An 18,724-nucleotide genomic window follows, 5' to 3' on the forward strand; every position below is an offset into this window, starting at 1 on the left:
TTAAAATTGTTCCTAAAAATATTATATGTTTTCTCCTTAAATTACTTAAAGAGTTTATAATTAAAAAAACTTAATTTGTCTACATTTGACAACATCCTAATAGAGTTGAATCATCTAAATCTAAAGCAAATTCAAATCTTGTTTGATAGCCAATATCTGCTGTAATCTCAATTACTTTTTTAAATATTGATTCAAAAAAGTCCTGATTAAACATTGCCACGCTTCCTCCAAATACTATTATTTCTGGATTAAAAAAGTAAATAGCAGTAGATATTAAACTTATTAATTTTTCTTCAATCATTGAAAAAAATTCATTGACAATTTGATTATTACCTTTTTTGTATAAGTCAAAAGCCTGTTTTGAGGAATTAACTTCTACTCCTAATTTAGCTAACTGTAAGCAAATATTTTTACCACTTGCTAAAAATTCAATTCCACTTCTATTTGAATTTTCACTATTATATATTGGTAAAGCATTGGCTATCTCTAAAGCAGCACCACTAAAACCTTCAAATATTTCTCCTTGGTTAATAAAACCAGCACCTATTCCAGTTGAAATTGTAAAGTATAAAAGTGAGTGCAAATTCTTTCTTATGCTAAATTGACCTAAAGCAGCTACATTACCATCATTGTTTATTTTGACATTTTCAATTTCAAATAATTCTTTAAATTCTTGTAGAATACATTTATTATTTCAATCAGGTAAATTATAAGTAACTAAAATTGTTCCTCTTTTTAAGTTTAAAGGTCCAGGGCAACAAATACCAATAAAATCAATTGGTTCATTTCAACTATCAACTGTTGCTTTAATCTCATCTAAGTTTTTTTTCATGTTATTGCCATCTGTATCAATAACTTCTTTTTTTATTATTTGATTATTTTCAATTAAAGCAAACCTAATCGATGTTCCACCAATATCTACTGCTAACTTCATACTTACTTACCTTTTTCTTTCTTTAAACTTTTTTAAAAATAAATGTTATTGTTTTAACATTTAAGTTTCTTTTATTACCATAGTTTATAATAAAAACTCCATCATTAAAACCAATATTTGCTAATATATTACAAAATTCTTCACATCCATATCAAGATAATTTGAATTCTTGGCTTTCTTGTAATTGCTCATTAATATAATAATCAATTTGATTAATGCTATATTGTTCAATTCAATTAATTTCCTTACTTAAATTTTTTACAACTATTGTTTGATCATCAATATAGTGACTATATTCATGATTACTTCCCGCTTTAAACTCAATTGGCAGGATTAAGTCAATAATAATTGTCCCTTGGTGTTTTAAAGAGTCATAAAAGTTCTTTAAAACTTTTTTAGCTTTAATTCTTGTTTCAAGTAAATTGAAAGTTGCATTAGGAACTATAATATAGTCATAAGTTTCAAGTTCTTTATATTCTTCTAAATCTTTCCAGATTAAGTCACCTATTAAATTTTCTTTTTCTAAATTTTTTTGACAAATATTGATCATTTCTTGTGACTTATCAATACCAACAATATCAACTTTATATTTTAAAAGCGGAATAAATAATCTGCCATTACCTACTCCTGCTTCTAATACCTTTCCCTGAATTGGTAAAAGTTGAGACTTATAAAATTCTAAATCTCCATCAATGCTTGTTCCTGGAGGTTTGGTAAAGTCATATATTAAACTACTAATTTGTTTATAGTTATTTGCCATTTTGTACCTCTTATCTCTTTAATTATATTTTAAAATTATTTAATTAAAAGTAATATTTATAATTAAAAGGTGATATAAAGACTAGTTTAAAAAACAGAAAAACTAAAAAGGAACAATTAAATAAGTTAATATTAAAATCTATTTAGACAATTTATAGTATATTTCCTGTCCATTGGAAATTATACTTACACAATGTTTAAAATTAAATGTGTTCTTAGCTTTGAATAATGTAATATCTTTTTAAAAAATAATTTAAAAAAACAATTTTTATCACATAAAAGTGTTAATATGGATACTTTTTAAAAATAAAAATACAAGAGCCATTAACTAGTTCTTGTATTTAGAAACTTAATAATTTAGTATTTAATAATAATTACCAAAAAGTAAATAAAAACCTAATTTATCTAGTACTTAAATTCTCAAATACTGATTTTAGTTTTGGGTTATTAGCAACCTCTTCAACACACTCTAAGTTTTCATTTTTATCAAACTCATACTTTGCAAATTTTAAATCTTTTTCATCTATCATTTACTAACTTCCCCCCTCTTATATATAAAAATATATACTAAATTTTTATATATGCAATAGATAATATATGTTTTTTTATATAGCTGTGTAGTTCTTCATAATCTATTTTTTCTCCAATTGGCTCAAAGTCTATTAATTCCCCAAATTCATCTATAATTTTTTTCTGATAATAATGTGTTGCAGCAATTGTAACAATTTCCTCTCATGAATCTAAATATTCTTTGTTAATATTTCAAGAAAAAAGAAGATAAATATTTCTTGTTTGCAAAAAAGAAATTAAAAATAAAACTGCATTTCTTTTATTTCCATTAGGTAAATGTTGTGTATCAGCTAATCGAATAAAAATATCAATCCCAAAATCTAGTATGCAATATTCCTTTTTATTTTTTATTTTCTCTAAAAAATTAAAATAAAGAAGCGAATTGACACTTGCAATATGATGCTCATTTGCACATTGATAAAAATGTAAATCCTTAATTTGTATTGTCTCTCGACCAAATCTAGTTGCCAATTTTGGAACATTTTGAACAGATTTTTCCAAAATGTCTTTAATATCCTCAAAAAAAGCCTTTAAATCTTCTTCATTTTCTCAATTCATTTTTGTTATTTTATATTCAACTCTTTTACAATATCCATTTTTATTATATATAATTTCAAAACCCAGATTAGATGAAGGAAAAATGATCTCTTCATTTGAAAGTTGTCTAAATGAGAAAGACCTATTCCTACTTGTTTTCTCAAACAATAAATTATATAATTTTATATCTTCTTCGATATTTATTAATTTAATATTTCTAAAAGTTGTTTCCATTTATTACTCCCCCTCTCTTTTTTAAAATTAAATCTATTATATTTTTAAAAATACTTATTTCCTTTTCTTGTGGATTAATTTTTTACTTTTAGTATTTATAATTAATTGGTTTTAAACTTAAAAATTTTATTAATTTCAGAGTTTTTTTATTACTACAATTCAAATATAAATATTTCAATAATCTTCTAGAGGATAAAATTTATTTTGTTAAGCATTTAAACAAAATGAAAACCATTTTTGTTTACAAAATAAATTAAACTAGATTCACATTTATTTAATCTATTTAATATATTTACCAATTTCACTAACTGAGCTAATTTTAGTTTTACCAGCACTTAACGCTAATGGTGTAGCTGATTTTATTACAAATGAGTTTTCAAAACTCTTTAGCATTTCAAAATCATTGTCACCATCACCACTTACAACAATATCATTACTGTCAATTTTATACTTATCTTGTAAGTATTTGATCCCTAAATGCTTACAAACATTTTCATGCATTATTTCTAATACAAATGGCGCTGTTTTAACTATTTTAATACCTTCTACATTTTTAAATAAGTCAGTTATTAAATCAAAATCTGGAACATGTGCATATAATGAAATATTATTTGATTTTTCATTTTGTAAAATTTCTTCCATAAAATCTTGAAATCGATCTTCTACATTAAATCAATGTGGAAGTACTAATGTTTCTTTATATCTTGGAATTACTTCGTCAATTCCAGATATTATATTAGTATTTTTTGTATCTGATATTTTAATGCCACAAAACTTATGCAGTTTTTTAAGATTTTCTAATATTTGTTTTCTTTCTTTCATTGGAATTGACAGTTCATAAATAGACTCACTATTTTTAAACATTGCAGCTCCATTATTAGTTATTCGATATTCTACATCAAAGCCCTTTTCTTTGATTATTTCATCCAACTCTAAAAAACCCCTACCTGTAGCAATTACAAATTTATTCGATTTTGTTCATTGCTTAACAAATTTCTCATCTTCAAGAGAAATCTTATGATTATTTTCTTTTAATGTAAGAGTTCCATCCAAGTCACTAATTCATCACTTCATCCTTTTATCATTCCTTTCTCTATTATTTTAAGACATTTTAATAAAAAATAAACCATAATTTAACTTTTCTAATGAGTTATATTCTGGTTGTACTGTTCCTTTTTTTCGGACACCTATATTTTATAACTAACTCTATTATTATTATAAAAATATTGATACATTTTCAAATTATAAATATATTCATTTACAACATTGTATTTATAACCTTCCTTGATTGCTTCTCTTTTAAGAGTACTTCAAAAACCTTCAATATATCCATTGTCCGTTGATCTACCAATTCTAGACATACTTAAGCCAAAATCAAATCACATTGTAGCTAAGCGATATTGATAAGATTTAAATTCTGAGCCATTATCAGAGTGAATAATTGAGTTTGGTTTAAATGTTCCAAATTCATTAACCATATTAAAAAATGACTCTAATACTAATTTCATACCTTTAATATTTTTAGTTACCAAACCATAAACTTTTTTAGTGTTTACATGATAAAAGGCGCAAGTGTATAGTTTGCATCCTGCTATTATTTTCTCGGTAATATCAACAGAGAAAATATCTCCATAATTTTTCAAATCTGTTTGATATTTAAATAATCTAGGATACTTACCATTTTTTTCTGGAGTAACTGATTTATTCTTTTGTATTTTATAGTTATTAGGTTTTAACTTTAAAAACTTCATTATTCGCAAAACTTTTTTATGACTACAATTTAGATCTAAATACTTCATTAATCTTCTAGAACCATAGATTTTAACTTCATTTTTATAAACATCATTAATTCTCAAAACCAAACCTCAATTAATTGCCTTAATTTTTGGTTTACCTTTTGATAATCAATCATAGTAAGTACTTTTTGCTAAATCAATTATTCTACAAAGTCTTCTAATTGCAATATTTGGGTATTTAATTGTAAAGTTATAAACTACTTTTGATTTAAATGTATTTAACTCTCACTTATTTACTTCTTTCTATCAATCATTTCTCTTAATTCTTTAAACATTTCATCTCTTAATTTTAAGTCTTCACTCTCTCTTTTTGATTTTTTAAGCTCTCTTTTTAAATTTATAATCTCCTCATTATTGGCTTTAAAGGATTTTTTAAATCCACTTCTTCCATTTTCGTCATAAATTTTTATTCAGTTTTTCAATCTTGATTTATCAATTCCTACTGCTTTTGAATACTGTGCTAATAACAAATTAGATTTGTAAAAATTTAATACTAATTCAATTTTTTGATTGATTGAATACTTAGTCAAAATAAAACCTCTCTTCGTTCACAAATATTTTATATCAATATATAAAGTATTTTTAAAATGTGTCCGAAAAAAGGTTACACTACAAGTTATATTCTGGTTTATTTATACAAAACTACTGTCCATAAGTAATTGCTTATTTAAAGTTTCATAATTATCTTCAAAGATAAACTAAAGTATCTGCAGGTTTTTGACAACCACAAGTTCCACAATTATCTTTTGTTTCTTTGAACTGTATTTTTGCAAATCCATCTTTCATTTCACCTTTATTTAATGCTTGTGTTAATAATTCACCTTTTTGTAAAGCTGCTAAAACTGTTTTTCCTTGTTTCAATTGATTATCAATTTCACCAAAATCACCTTTAGTAATTTCAACTAAGTTATTTAAGTCTAATGCCATTTTTTTCACCTCCCTTATTTGTTATAATAACTATTATTAAATAACAATGTAAGTAGGCACTTTAAAGTAACTTACTTTAAAAAGGAATAATTAAAAATGCAAGTATGTCCTGTTGAATTTAGTTTATCTATTCTAAAAAATAAGTGAACTATTTTTATTATTAGAGAACTATTAACAACTGAAAAAAGATTTAATGAATTAAAGAGAAACATTAATGGTGTAACTACTAAAGTTTTAACTGAAACTTTAAAACATTTGGAAAAAATGCAAATAGTTAGTCGTGAAGTTGAAGAAACTACTCCAGTAAAAGTTACCTATTCTTTAACTGATTTAGGTTTAAGTTTAAAACCAATATTAGATTCACTTTCTGAATGAGGCGTAAAAAATTTAAACAATAGTAACTAAAGAATTAAAAAGACCTAAAAATATTTAGGTCTTTTTAGTCTTTTTGACTAACCGTGATTTGTGTCAGTTGAACACATTTGACAGTTAGCACAGTTATCATCAAATTCACATTTACAATTACAATCTTTGCAATCTTTTGTACATTCCATGACTACTCACTTCCTTCCAAATAAATTATAATCTATATCTACAATAATATTTATTTCTTTATAATATTTAAAAGTAATTGACTAAGCTTTAAACTACCTTTTTGTAAAATATCTTTAAATTGTAACTCATTGCTACCATTATCAATATGATCACTTACTAATTTTAAAGCAATTATTGGCTTTTTAAATAAATATGCTGCTTGATAAAAACCAAAGCATTCCATATCAAAAATTGCTATAGAATCACTAATTGGAGCAATGATTTCATCCACTTTTTCTTGGGAGTTAATAAAAACATCACTTGAACAAATATCTACTTGTTGAAAAGCTTCAAATAAATTTAAAAGCTCTTCACTTGAACAGTAATATTGCTCCATTCCTGGAATTTGACCTAATTTATAGCCAAATCCCCTAGCATCAGCATTACCTAAATATGCTTTTTTTACTACAATTGGCTCTAAAGACTTTAATTTTTTAGAAAATGTACCTACTAAACCTGCATTAATAAAGTAATCAATTGTAAATTTTTGATTAATATAAGTAAAGCAACTTGCTGCATTAATTAATCCAATTTTAGATATTGCAATGTAAATATTATCTTTTTGATAAATTTCAAAGTGCTCATCTTTTACTAATTTTGGTGAAAGTTGTTCAATTAAACTTTTAGCTTCTTCTTTCATTGCAAACAAAATAGCATAGGTTTTCATTATTTATTCTCCCTAACTCAAAAATTATAAGCTTCAATTAAATTTCTTCCAATTGAATCTTTAGAGTGTTTCTTAATAGCTACTTCATATTGGTTTTTAAGCAATTGCTTAAAACCAGTTAATAAATCAGATTTTACTAAGGCTCTCAAATTATCAACTCCAGGATAATCTCTTTCTGATGAAATCTTATCTGCACAAAAAACTATTATATCAAGCATAGTCATATCTTTTGAACCTACAGTATGATTGTAGACTGCTTGAATAATTTCTTGATCTTTAAATAACCAATCATTTTTTAAGTGATAAGCTCCGACAAACGAATGTCATGTTGGTTCTGGTTCTTCTAATAAGGCCTTATTATACTTTAAAAGAGAGGCTTTCATCTCATCTTTACTTCACCTTTTTGCTATATCGTGAAGCGTTCCAGCAATCAAAGCTTTATTTAAGTCATAATTGTTCAAGCGTGCTAATTCCATAGCCATTTGACCTACATTAAGTGAATGAAAATACCTCTTTTCATCCATTTTACTTTCAACTCTTTCATATAAATACATTAAATTATTGTTAACATAATCATTAACTTCTTTAATTTGTAAATTTAGATCAACAAGATTTCTAATTTTTGTTGAACTTAGATAATTATTTTCAAATTCAAAAGTTTCCAAATTATACTTCTTAACAATAATTTGATTAAAGTCTTTTGTTCGTAAAAAGACTTTAAAGTCTATTTCTTCAATTAATTGTTTAAAGTTATCTCATTTTTCAAAGTCATCTAATTGATCTGAGCCCATTACAAAGGAAAACTTCATTTTAGGAAATTTTGCTTTGTAATATTTAACTGTATCATATGTAAAACTTGAAGTTTGCTTTGAAATTTCATAAGTTTCAATTTTTACATAATTTAAATTTTGAGTTGCTATTTTTAGCATTTCCAATCTTTGAGTAACACTTGAAGTTGAAAGTTTTTTAAAAGGATTAACATAAGCTGGCATTATTCAAACTTCATCAAAGTTTAAGTTTTTTTTACAGCTCTTGATTATATTTATGTGATCACTGTGAACTGGATCAAAACTTCCCCCAAATAATGCAATTCTTTTCATCTTATTATCCTTTACTAATTAATTCCTTTAGAAATTTACCCACACCATTATTTTCAATTCTATCAATTACTTTTCAAGCCTTCTTTTTAACTTCATCATGGGCATTTCCCATAGCAATTCCAAAGGGCATTTCACTTATCATTTCTAAATCATTGTTGTTATCTCCAATAACAATTATATCTTTTAGATCCACTTTCATTATTTCAGCTCATTTTTTAACACCTGTGGCTTTATTTATCCCCTTTGGCATTGCATCAATTAAAATTCTTGATTGAATAATAGTTGTTGGATAATACAAATTTTTTGACTCTAAGTACTCTTTTAGTTTATTAGCAACTTGTGTTTCTTTTTCATAATCAAGTGAATACATTACTCTAATAATTTTATGAACATCATTGTTAATATCTTCAAGTAGTTGATTATAATCTTCATATAAAATAAAGTCAGGTTGGCAATCTTTTGGATAATGACCATAAAGCTTTTTATAGGTTTTTATTCTTTCTGCAATTGATAATGAACAAACACTAGTTGGTGTATATAAAGATACATCTAAATCATTTTCCATAGCATATTTTAATAAATCAATTATAATTTCTTTTTCCATAACTTGTTCATAATAAACTTCTCAAGTTATTGGATCTACAATTACAGCCCCATTAGAACAAATAACTGGCAGTTTAATATTTAATTGCTTGATATAATATTTTATATTTTGTAAAGATCTTCCAGTTACTACAAAAAGCTTATTATTTGATAAGCTTTGGTATTCATTGATGTTTTTAGCTGTGCTTTGCAATATTTTAAAGTCACTATTTTGAACAACAGTTCCATCCAAGTCACTTCCAATATAAGGTAATTTCATAATATTATATCCTCCAAACTTATTTTACAACATTGAACAAAAATAATCACATTGTTAGTGTTAAAAATAAGTTACTTTTTATAAATATAACTATTTGTAAAATGTTCCATTGCAGAAATTGAACTGACATAAACATTCACTCCATTTACTTCAACTTTAGGAATAGCATTTAAAATGTCATTGACAAATAAAATCCCCTCTACTTCAACAGTTTTTTCATCACTAAATTTAAGTTCCAATTTTTTTAATTGTTTCTTTATTTTCTTCAATTCCTTTAAAACGAAATTTAAAGGTTCTGAAAAAATATTTGCAACATAATTTGAATTTTCAGATAAAGTATCAATTGTTCTTTTTTCATTTAATCAATCAATATTTTCTGGAGGAAAGAAATTTACTAATATAACAAATATTTTGTTTAATCAAGGGTCATAAATAATACTGTTAGCAATGTTATTATTTTGTTCTTTATCATCACTTGGTTTAAAAATCAAAAGTTCATTTGCATTAAAAACTTTAATATTATTAAATCTTCTTTCAATTTTCTTTAATTGTTGATTTAGTATCAAAGAATAATCTTTTTTTAACATCAAAAAAAGCTTGTTTGAAATATTGCTATCAAAGAAATGATATCTCTTTTGCATATGCTTTGCCATTCATAAAAACTCTGGATAACTTATCAAAATTTTAGCTTTATTTTGATTTAAAAAAGAAAGTATTGGTTTCTTATAAATTAAACTATAATATTCATCGATATTTTTATTATTAAACTCTCCTGAATTTTTATTAAATACTAAATAATTGCTTGTTAATTCTATTTGTTCATCTGAGTAATTTATAGAACCAGCATCTGAACTTTCCTGCGCCATATTTGCTTGAATGTCACCAAGAGAATAAAAGTTTCTTTTTAAAAACATATTTTTTAGTAAATCTACTAAGTTAAAATATTCTTCAAAATTAAGATTTTCTAAAAAATCTGCACTCTTATAATACTTTTTAATTTGATTATTAATTACATTATCATATGCCTCAAGCGATCATGCTTTAAAGTCATTAATAATATTTTTTCTTATTTCAGCTTCATCAGGATATTCTCCTTGATCAAAGATATATTCATAATTTAAAGGAGCTAAAGCATTTCCTGTTACCTTTGGAAAGAATGACTTTATTTCACTTGCATTATTTTTATATGTAGTTAAATCACAAGAGTTTTTAACATGAGTATAAAGTCAAAGATATAAAAAAATATCTTTATATCTTTTCATTAAATAAACATCTTTTTTAATATACTCATCCATTCTTGATAAAATACTTAAATTTTCAATACAATCATCTGTAAAATATAATCCTCAAGCTGTTAGGGTTTCATAAAAACCCTTTAAGCTATTTTTATAATTTTTAAAATTAAAACTGCTATCAGAATTATTTTCATCTTGATATAAAAATTCATTTGAGGTACTCAATGTAATATATTCTTGAGAAATTAATCTAGCTGCTAAAAAAATAGCACTAATTACTAATGCCTTTGAGAGTTTTTTTTCTTGTTCTGTTTTATTTTCAACAAAACTATTATCCTTTTTATTAAAAGAGTTATTGACATAAAAATTAAATCTTTCAATAATTTGATTTTCCATCATATTTCTTAAGTTTTTCATATTTTTTTCATATTTTTTTAATACATCAAAGGCATTCGTTAAATCATTATTATTAATATCAAAATACTCAAAAAAATTTAATTTCTCTTCAAAATCAAAAAAACCATTATTACCTGCTATTTTATTAAAATGTTTTCTCATATTTTTCCTCATTAAAACATAATTTTATTATACCTTTTTTTAAGCTATTTTCTACTCCCATATTTAGACGCTTGTTTTAAAAATAAAATAATCATATAAATTAAATAATAAATTTGAGAGATATTTCTCCTATTTTTATTTAATATAGAATAAAATAAAAAATAATAGTTTTAAGTCCTTAGTTTAATATTAAATTTTTTGATATTGTTTTAATAAACATTCTTCGCAAATTTGTTTTAATCTATTTAGTTGATTGATTACAATATAATTTGAATCCTTATTGCACTCATTACATTTAGAGTTACTATTTGCTATTTTAGCACCTGATGCAGTTATAATACAATCTTTACAAATAAAAACTAATATATTTACTTGATTAATTTTTTTGTAAGATGCTGGTTTTTTACAATTTTCACATATGTAGTTTTGCATTTTTTTCACTTCAATTCTAAGATATAAACATTATATTTAAAAAATATACAATTTTTATTTATATTTTTAAATTTTAAAAACATATTTATGAGTAATAAGCGATTATGTCCCTACATATTAACAAGCGACTTTGTCCTCCTTTATAATCAATAAATGGAGGTTTTATGAAAGGACTACTATTAAATACCATGAAACAAGAACAACTAAGATTAATTAAACAATTATCTTTAAGAAAAGACTCTATTAAAAATACAGCCTTTAAATTAGGTTATAGTGTTAGACACACAAGAAGAAAACTTAAGGAATATCAAGAAATTGGAGCAAAAGCTTTTATTCATAAAAATACAAATAAAATACCTATAAATAAAATTTCACAGTTATTTAAAGATGAAATAATTGAACTATTTCAAACAAAGTATTATGACTTTAGTATTAAACATTATTGAGAACTAACTTGAAAAAAGAAAATAAGTTACTCTGCAATTAGGCACATATTAATAGAATAAAATATTTTAATTGAGACTCTTAACAGAAAAACAAAAAAAGATATTCGTAAAAATTTAAAGGCCGGAAACCAAGAAAATTTAACAAGCGAGTATCTTTCAAAATCAATTATAACAAGCAAACCCCATCCTACGCAAAAGAAAATTGTAAAATTTGGAGAGATATTTGAAACTGATGCTTCAAATCATCAGTGAATTAAAAATTTAAAATGTCATTTGCATATTGTAATTGATAAAGCTAGTAAAAGAATTTTGGCAGGCTATTTCAGCGAACAAGAAACTACTGAAAGTTATTATAATATCTATAAAAAAGCCTTTAAACATTATGGTTTACCAAAATTAAATGTTAGTGATAATCGAAATGTTTTTAGTAGTAAAAATAATCGTGATCACTTTGGTGATAGTGTTTCAAATACACAATTACAATTTATTTTTCACTCTTTAGGAGTAAATACAAAAACAACTTCAATTCCCCAAGAAAAAGCATTAGTTGAAAGAACTTTTGGAACATTACAAAGAAGATGACCTCAAATAATTAGACTCTTAGATTTAAAAAATATTGATCAGTTAAATGATTATTTACCCTATCTTATTCAAGAATACAATCAAGATTTTTCAATACCTTTAGACCAATTAGAATCAGTAACTAGAAAGTTTGATCAAGATGAAGATATTGTTTTCTCTTATCGAAGTGAAAGAATTATTGATAATGGTCATAGTATTAGTTTTAAAAAAGATAAGTGATTTATATGTAAGGGTTATACTCCAATTTACTTTAAACCAAAATTAAGAGTAATGATTATGGAAACAATAAATAAAAAACATTATGCATTAATTGGAAATGACATTTACAATCTTATTCAAGTTGAAGATGAACGCTTACATGGAAATATTAAAACACTATCTAATGAAGAATTTGAAACTACTAAAGTACCCAAAATTGACTCTCCTTGGAAAGCAACTAACTGATATTTTTTTGATAGAAAAAGAAAAAATACAAGATCTATTTATTAGATAAATCTTGTATTTTGGGACATAATCGCTTATTATCTACATTTATATTTTTAAATTTTAAAAACATATTACTTTTTAAAGTTTTTTTAAAAAAAATGTCAATAACAAATGAAAATGTCTCAAAATCGTAGATTTATTAAACTGTAAATCTACGATTTTTATATTGTTCCTTTCATGTTTTAGAAAAGTAAATATAATTTGTATATCTAAAGTGATTAGATGGAACACTAGGTTTTTTAATTTTAGACTCAGTTTTTTTAACTTCATTAACCTGACCAACTGGTGTATTTTTAGTTTTGACTTCCACTAATCTATAGAACTTATCTGTATAATTTGCATAGAGCTCATTATCATATGTTTCAGTTATTAGTAATTTTGTTTTACTTGCAAAAGTTGTTATATCGTATCCATCATATGTTAAATATGTTTTTGTTTTATATTTAATTATTCCACCTTTATGAACTTGTCTTTCCTCTCTTCTAGCTAAAACAAAATTAATATCCGTATTTTTATTTCAAATTTTCATTTTATTTTTGTTATTATCAATTTGAGTAGAGAACTTGTGATTAAAATTAGGTATGAAAACATTAATTAAGTAATCATTGGCCTGCTCAATAGTTTTGATATTGAATTGTCTTAGTTCTTGGGGAAGTCGTTTTTGAAAAGAACCTCAAAGACGTTCAATCTTGCCTTTGGTTTGCGCGCAACTAGTACTTGTTAGCTTAATTCCAAGTTGTTGACACGTAAAGGCATACTGTATATTAGAGTCTGTTTCAGTAGACTCTTTTTCTTTTGTCTTATAATAAAATACTGTTCTTTTATCTGTAAGTATTTCCTCAGGAGTTCCATAATTTAGAAACATTTGTTTTGTAGCTGTATAATATCCAAATAATGTTTCTTGATAATCAAAATAACCTGCTAATACTTTTCCTGTTGAGTCATCAATGAAAGCATGTAGCGATCATTTTTCATTGGTTACTCAATTATGGCTACATGCGTCTGTTTGAATTCTTTCTCCAAAATATTCCTTTCTATTTTGCATGGGTCTACATTCTTCTAAACTAATAATCTTATCTTTAAAAAACTCTTGTTCCTTATTTGTTAATTTATTTTCTAAGGACTTTTGTCTTAATTGTCTAATTAATTCTTTTCTAGTTGATCTGTGCATATAAGGGGAGTAAACCTCATTTTTAAATAATAAATCTCTTAAGTAAGTGTAACTAACTTTTAAATATTCATATTCTTCTAAGGATTCTTTGAAATGAACTAGATTATAGTCATGATATTTTTCATTTCTCAAATTTAATATTTTTTGTTCAATTTCATAGGGTGTAGATCTATTTGATAATTTACCTCAGTTTTTATGTATAAATGCAGATATACCTTCATTTGATAATCTTTTAATATTTCTATTAATTGTTCTTCGTGTGCAGTTAAGAATTTGCTCTGCTCTCATTTTTGTTATTTCCCCAGAAATAACTTTTTTAATTGTTTTATATTTTAAATTCTCCATATAACTTAATTTCCTTTTTGATTTCATAATTTGTTACCTCTAATACTTAATTGTAATTGGAGGATATCAATATTTATATAAATATTGGGACATTTCTATTTGTTATACATTGAGACATTATCATATGTTATTTACAATTACTTTTTAAAGTTTTTTTAAAAAAAATTGATTTTTAGAGTTTTTTTTGATATATTTATTATGTCCTTTGGACAGGGCTATGAATATTAAATTTTGATAATACAAATTTGTCAATAGTTTGTAAAAATTCATTCTTTAATTCAATATAACATCCTTTCTTTCGATTAGGTCACTTTGTTTTCATAGCCTTTTATGTGACCTTTCATTACTCATTCATATCTTTTTAATTATTAGCAAATCAATAATATGCGAAAGCATGATTAATAATAATAATAATAATAATATATAAAAAAAGCACTTCCCTAAAGTGCTTTTTTTTCGTTTTATTAATATCTTGTAAATTTTAGTCTGCTTTTTTTAAAGCTTTTTTTTGCTCTTTTTTAAGTTTCTTTAATTCTTTTTTAGACTTGGGCGTGTCTACGTTTTCCCTATTTAAATAAACTTTTTCTGCTGTTTCTAGTTCAACTTCCTTAGTATCTTTATCTGTGTTATTTTCAATTATTTCATCATCTTCTGATTCATTTTCTTCATCTTCGTCTTCATCATCTTCAGATTCTTCATCTTCAGATTCTTCATCTTCAGATTCTTCATCTTCATCTTCGTTTTCGTCCTCTTCATATTCTTCTTCAATAATTGGAGGTTGAGGAATAAATTCTTGTTTTACTTCTACTTTTTCAATTATTTCATCATCATCATCATCAGAGTTTACAATAATTGATTTTAAAATTTCATTTTCATTTAAAATTGCTGTTTTCTCTTCAATAACTGAATTAATTTTACTATTAAGATCTCTTAATTTTTTTTGCAATATTTTATTTTGTTCACTCATATTTTTAACAGCTATCATTGTTTCATCAGGTTTATTATGATTTTGTTGGCATTTTCCATGAGAGCAACAATCATAAGTTCTTTTTATACGAGTATTATTTCTAGAAACAGGTACATTTTGAGGTGCCGTGTTAGAGAATTTATTCATATTATTTGGAAAACCAAAATTGATAGTATTTGCTGCTTGAATGAAATTTGTTGCATCTTCTAATTTAATGAATTTAGCAACTAATAAATTTGAGAGAGTATTAATTACACAATAATTTCCGTCAATATAATTTATAATATACATTTTTTAACCCCCACTTATTTTAAAATTCTATATATTTATTATAACATAATATTACTTCTTATTTAAAGTTATATATTATAAACAATAATGCAATTAATTACTAGTATTATTACATTATTTTTTAAATTAACTAATAACTAATTAAGTAGTTAATTTCTTACTTTTACTGCTACTTTTCACTATAAAGAAGGCTTATAATCTGGATTTTTTGGATTATTTGAAACATGTTTTTGTCAATATTCTATTAATTTACTTTTATATTGATTTGGCATTGAAACTAGTGAATTAAAACTTCAATATATTCTATCTTTATCAGTCCACCAATTATTTATATCACTTATATCTTGATCATATCTTTTTCCATAAATATTTGTTTTTCCTGCATAAATGTTTAATTCCAATTTATTTGTTCAAATAGACTCTACTCCCGAATTATAAATATCTTCTCTATTAGTATTGCTACTATTGTACTTTTGATCAGTAACAATAAGAGGCACTTCATTTTCTTTAATCAGTTCTGCAAAAGCAATATCATCATCAGCTTTAGCATAATCACCTGGTGTTTTATTTCAATAATCAAGTGAGATATTGCCCTCATGAATTCCTATTTTATTATTCTTATCATATGAAAATAAAGACTTTATTTTTTCATTTGCCTTACTATTTATTAACGCCATTAAATGATAAATTCTTCATGAATCTGCTGTTACATTTTCAATTGAAGCTTCTGGATCTAATTTAATAGCTTCTCTTAATTTTTCTAGCATTTTTACTTCTATTTGTTCATCAGTTGGATTTGCAATAGATTCATCAAAGTCAAAAATATCATAAGTTATCCCTACTTTTTCATCATATTTTTTTAGTAATTGAGCTCTATCTTTTGAAGTTTTTGAATTGTCAAATCTATGACTTAAGAATATATTTCTAAAACCTTTATCTGCAATATATTCATCCTTATTTCTTTGATCATCAGGAGAATATCATTGATCTTCTCCCCCGCTAATTGGTGTTGAATTACCTCAATATTGAACTTTAAATTTGTATTGATCATTGAAACCAAAATCCAAATAATCAGTGATTAATGTTAGAGGTTTTTGTTCATTACTTTGATCTGCAACTTTAAATAAAGTTGCATTTATTTCTCCATTATAAAAGGCTTTTTGATATGAATTAGGATTATTTTCATCTCTTGAGTTCTCAATTACTAATTTTAGAGTTTCTTTAAAATCATTTTTATTAACTGTTTTAAACCTACCATCTTCATTTTGAATTGTGTTTAACATATTAATTAATTTTTCAATATTTTGTGAATTAGATTTTGTATTATAAGATAATAACATTTGTTCACATAATTTTTTAAGTTTATTTATCATTGATTTAACTATAATTAAAGATTCTGCTTGTTCTGCTTCATCAACAAATAATGGTTTTCCTTCTTTATCTCTTAAATTTTCTCTATCAATTGAATTAGTCATTAAAATAATATATATTTGATTTTTTATAATATTATTAATTTCTTCAACAGCTAAACCCTCTCCCAAGTAAATTGGGTTATTTAAAAGATAATCATTTAAACTCTCTTCAATTTCCTTTTTACTTGCTTGTAAAACTTTATTTACAAAATCTAATAAAATTATTTTATTATTCACAAAATCAGTTGCACTAGGTGAATAATTAAAAAAGCCAATTGGAATTGTTCCAATATCATCACTTAAAATTTTTTCTAAGTCAATTAATTTAGACGAATTAGCATAACCTTGATAAATTACACCTAAATCAGGATTATTGGGATTTAAAAAACTATCTTGAGCATTAGCAATATTACCACCATATACTACATTCTTGTTTGAAAAATCACGATTAACTGTTCCAAAATCATCTGCAACAAGTTTTCTATTTATATTAATTCTTGCATATTTAGCAGGTTCAACACCATTTCAACCAGTTTTATCTTCATTTAAGAATGTCACAGATAAAGACCATTTTGAATCATCTTCTTCTTTTCCCTTGTACATTCATCCACTTACATTATTAAATAATGACAAATCCTCTCTTGCCATTAAATCTTTTATTGACCATTGTGATTGTCAAGTTAATTTATTTGAAATTCATCCATATCCAGGAACTTTTGAAGATATTTCATTTAATAATTGATTTGACATAATAAAAACACCCAAACTGCTTTTTAATAAGCTTCCATTAGGATTTTCATTAACAATTTCACTCAGTTCTAGTGCTTTAATAACAGCATCAATATCTTCAGGAGATACTAAAGTTTTTATTTTAACACCATTTTTAACTAAATCTTTGGTTGTCAAGTTATAAATAGACATAATTTTTTCTTCATCAGTGTAATTTAAACTAAGATCAAGACCACCCTTACAAGCAACAACACTTGCAGATGAAAATACAGCCAAACTTAATGAACCTAAAATTGAACATAACTTTTTCATAACTTAACTTCCTTTCAATTTTATTTTATTATACTCTTCTTATTCTTGTTTTTTCTTCTTGTTTGCTTTTGCTTCTAATTTTTGAAGTTTCAATTCACGTTTCATTTCTTTTCTTGAATACCTTCAATTATTAAACATATCAATAAGTTTTTGAAATTGTTTACCAACTCAAGAAAGCATCATTCATATTACTCAAAAAATTATAATTGTGGCAAATAGACAACCAACACTATAATATAAAATTCCACTTATTGCAGCTATTCTTTCACCAACATTGTCACTAAAAGTATTTTCCACAGCTATAAAGGCTTGATGAGGAAGAATTCCTCCTCCACCAAGATAAGTTAAAAGTCCTGGAATTATTAAAAAAACTAATGCTATTGCTGAAAAATGAATAAAAGTTGATCAATATAAATATTTACTTTTTGGAACATCAATAAACTTATCACTTAGTTTCTCTTGAATTAACCAATTGGTAAATGTGAAATATAAAAATGGAATAATTGGAATAATTGGAATATAGCCAATTATTGTTGCTGCAAAGATAAAACCTTGACTTGAATTAGGTTCATGTCTTGACTCACCAAGCAATGAATGTAATCCCTTAAATCAATAATGAAATCCCCCATTGGCATGTGGAACAACATATGAAAGCGACAACATAAAAATTTGAAAAACTAACAAACTCGTAATTGTTAATATCATTCAAAACATTTTATATAGTCTTTTATATGGCTTTAATTTTATTAAAAACTCACTAATTTTTTTCATATTTTTA

At 24.6% G+C, this 18,724-nt stretch carries 18 protein-coding genes and 1 pseudogene; 2 read left to right on the forward strand and 17 right to left on the reverse strand.

The window, feature by feature from the left end; genetic code table 4:
* Nucleotides 1–79: 79 nt before the first annotated feature.
* The 8 genes from AAHM99_RS01495 to AAHM99_RS01530 all read right to left on the reverse strand — a co-directional run bounded on the left by AAHM99_RS01495 (nucleotide 80) and on the right by AAHM99_RS01530 (nucleotide 5,757).
* Nucleotides 80–934 (reverse strand): ROK family protein, encoded by an 855-nt coding sequence (locus AAHM99_RS01495; protein WP_342275019.1) that lies wholly within the window; start codon nucleotides 932–934, stop codon nucleotides 80–82.
* Between the two features lie 22 nt (nucleotides 935–956).
* On the reverse strand, nucleotides 957–1,694 hold the full coding sequence (locus tag AAHM99_RS01500) for a class I SAM-dependent methyltransferase (RefSeq protein WP_342275020.1): 738 nt from the start codon (nucleotides 1,692–1,694) through the stop codon (nucleotides 957–959).
* 400 nt (nucleotides 1,695–2,094) lie between these two features.
* Nucleotides 2,095–2,223, reverse strand: a complete 129-nt coding sequence (locus tag AAHM99_RS01505) for a hypothetical protein (protein WP_339030533.1) — start codon at nucleotides 2,221–2,223, stop codon at nucleotides 2,095–2,097.
* A 37-nt stretch (nucleotides 2,224–2,260) separates the two neighbouring features.
* Nucleotides 2,261–3,034: a hypothetical protein gene (locus tag AAHM99_RS01510; RefSeq protein ID WP_342275021.1), complete on the reverse strand. Its 774-nt coding sequence runs from the start codon at nucleotides 3,032–3,034 to the stop codon at nucleotides 2,261–2,263.
* Nucleotides 3,035–3,313: 279 nt separating this feature from the next.
* Nucleotides 3,314–4,108 carry an HAD-IIB family hydrolase gene (locus AAHM99_RS01515; RefSeq protein ID WP_342275022.1) on the reverse strand — a complete coding sequence of 265 codons (795 nt, stop codon included), beginning with the start codon at nucleotides 4,106–4,108 and terminating at the stop codon, nucleotides 3,314–3,316.
* Between the two features lie 113 nt (nucleotides 4,109–4,221).
* Nucleotides 4,222–4,785, reverse strand: a complete 564-nt coding sequence (locus AAHM99_RS01520) for a DDE-type integrase/transposase/recombinase (RefSeq protein ID WP_342274793.1) — start codon at nucleotides 4,783–4,785, stop codon at nucleotides 4,222–4,224.
* Between the two features lie 278 nt (nucleotides 4,786–5,063).
* Nucleotides 5,064–5,360 (reverse strand): transposase, encoded by a 297-nt coding sequence (locus AAHM99_RS01525; RefSeq protein WP_342274802.1) that lies wholly within the window; start codon nucleotides 5,358–5,360, stop codon nucleotides 5,064–5,066.
* Between the two features lie 151 nt (nucleotides 5,361–5,511).
* Entirely contained in the window at nucleotides 5,512–5,757 is a 246-nt protein-coding gene (locus AAHM99_RS01530) for a hypothetical protein (protein WP_342275023.1), read from the reverse strand.
* Between the two features lie 96 nt (nucleotides 5,758–5,853).
* On the opposite strand from AAHM99_RS01530, the gene AAHM99_RS01535 reads away from it, so the two are divergent.
* Nucleotides 5,854–6,162, forward strand: a complete 309-nt coding sequence (locus tag AAHM99_RS01535; RefSeq protein WP_342275024.1) for a winged helix-turn-helix transcriptional regulator — start codon at nucleotides 5,854–5,856, stop codon at nucleotides 6,160–6,162.
* Between the two features lie 199 nt (nucleotides 6,163–6,361).
* Here the strand turns inward: AAHM99_RS01535 and mtnN are convergent, their stop codons facing one another.
* The 5 genes from mtnN to AAHM99_RS01560 all read right to left on the reverse strand — a co-directional run bounded on the left by mtnN (nucleotide 6,362) and on the right by AAHM99_RS01560 (nucleotide 11,205).
* A complete protein-coding gene (mtnN, locus tag AAHM99_RS01540) occupies nucleotides 6,362–7,018 on the reverse strand; it encodes a 5'-methylthioadenosine/S-adenosylhomocysteine nucleosidase (protein ID WP_342275025.1) in 657 nt (218 codons plus the stop codon).
* Nucleotides 7,018–8,118, reverse strand: coding sequence for a nicotinate-nucleotide adenylyltransferase (locus tag AAHM99_RS01545; RefSeq protein WP_342275026.1), 1,101 nt, complete (start codon nucleotides 8,116–8,118; stop codon nucleotides 7,018–7,020). Before AAHM99_RS01545 ends, mtnN begins: the two co-directional genes overlap by 1 nt.
* Before the next feature lie 4 nt (nucleotides 8,119–8,122).
* Nucleotides 8,123–8,980 (reverse strand): HAD family hydrolase, encoded by an 858-nt coding sequence (locus AAHM99_RS01550; RefSeq protein ID WP_342275027.1) that lies wholly within the window; start codon nucleotides 8,978–8,980, stop codon nucleotides 8,123–8,125.
* A gap of 71 nt (nucleotides 8,981–9,051) precedes the next feature.
* Nucleotides 9,052–10,773, reverse strand: coding sequence for a hypothetical protein (locus AAHM99_RS01555; RefSeq protein WP_342275028.1), 1,722 nt, complete (start codon nucleotides 10,771–10,773; stop codon nucleotides 9,052–9,054).
* 189 nt (nucleotides 10,774–10,962) lie between these two features.
* Entirely contained in the window at nucleotides 10,963–11,205 is a 243-nt protein-coding gene (locus AAHM99_RS01560) for a hypothetical protein (RefSeq protein WP_342275029.1), read from the reverse strand.
* Between the two features lie 164 nt (nucleotides 11,206–11,369).
* On the opposite strand from AAHM99_RS01560, the pseudogene AAHM99_RS05620 reads away from it, so the two are divergent.
* Nucleotides 11,370–12,722: pseudogene (locus AAHM99_RS05620) on the forward strand (transposase family protein).
* A gap of 136 nt (nucleotides 12,723–12,858) precedes the next feature.
* Here the strand turns inward: AAHM99_RS05620 and AAHM99_RS01575 are convergent.
* From AAHM99_RS01575 to AAHM99_RS01590, 4 genes are all read right to left on the reverse strand, one after another.
* Nucleotides 12,859–14,262, reverse strand: coding sequence for an ISNCY family transposase (locus tag AAHM99_RS01575; RefSeq protein WP_342275032.1), 1,404 nt, complete (start codon nucleotides 14,260–14,262; stop codon nucleotides 12,859–12,861).
* A 454-nt stretch (nucleotides 14,263–14,716) separates the two neighbouring features.
* Nucleotides 14,717–15,493, reverse strand: a complete 777-nt coding sequence (locus tag AAHM99_RS01580) for a hypothetical protein (RefSeq protein WP_342275033.1) — start codon at nucleotides 15,491–15,493, stop codon at nucleotides 14,717–14,719.
* Between the two features lie 179 nt (nucleotides 15,494–15,672).
* Nucleotides 15,673–17,946, reverse strand: coding sequence for a hypothetical protein (locus tag AAHM99_RS01585; protein WP_342275034.1), 2,274 nt, complete (start codon nucleotides 17,944–17,946; stop codon nucleotides 15,673–15,675).
* A 39-nt stretch (nucleotides 17,947–17,985) separates the two neighbouring features.
* Entirely contained in the window at nucleotides 17,986–18,717 is a 732-nt protein-coding gene (locus AAHM99_RS01590) for a hypothetical protein (protein WP_342275035.1), read from the reverse strand.
* Between the last annotated feature and the right edge of the window lie 7 nt (nucleotides 18,718–18,724).

It is taken from the genome of Spiroplasma endosymbiont of Cantharis lateralis (genome assembly GCF_964030855.1).
Classification (GTDB): Bacteria; Bacillota_I; Bacilli_A; order Mycoplasmatales; family Mycoplasmataceae; genus Spiroplasma_A.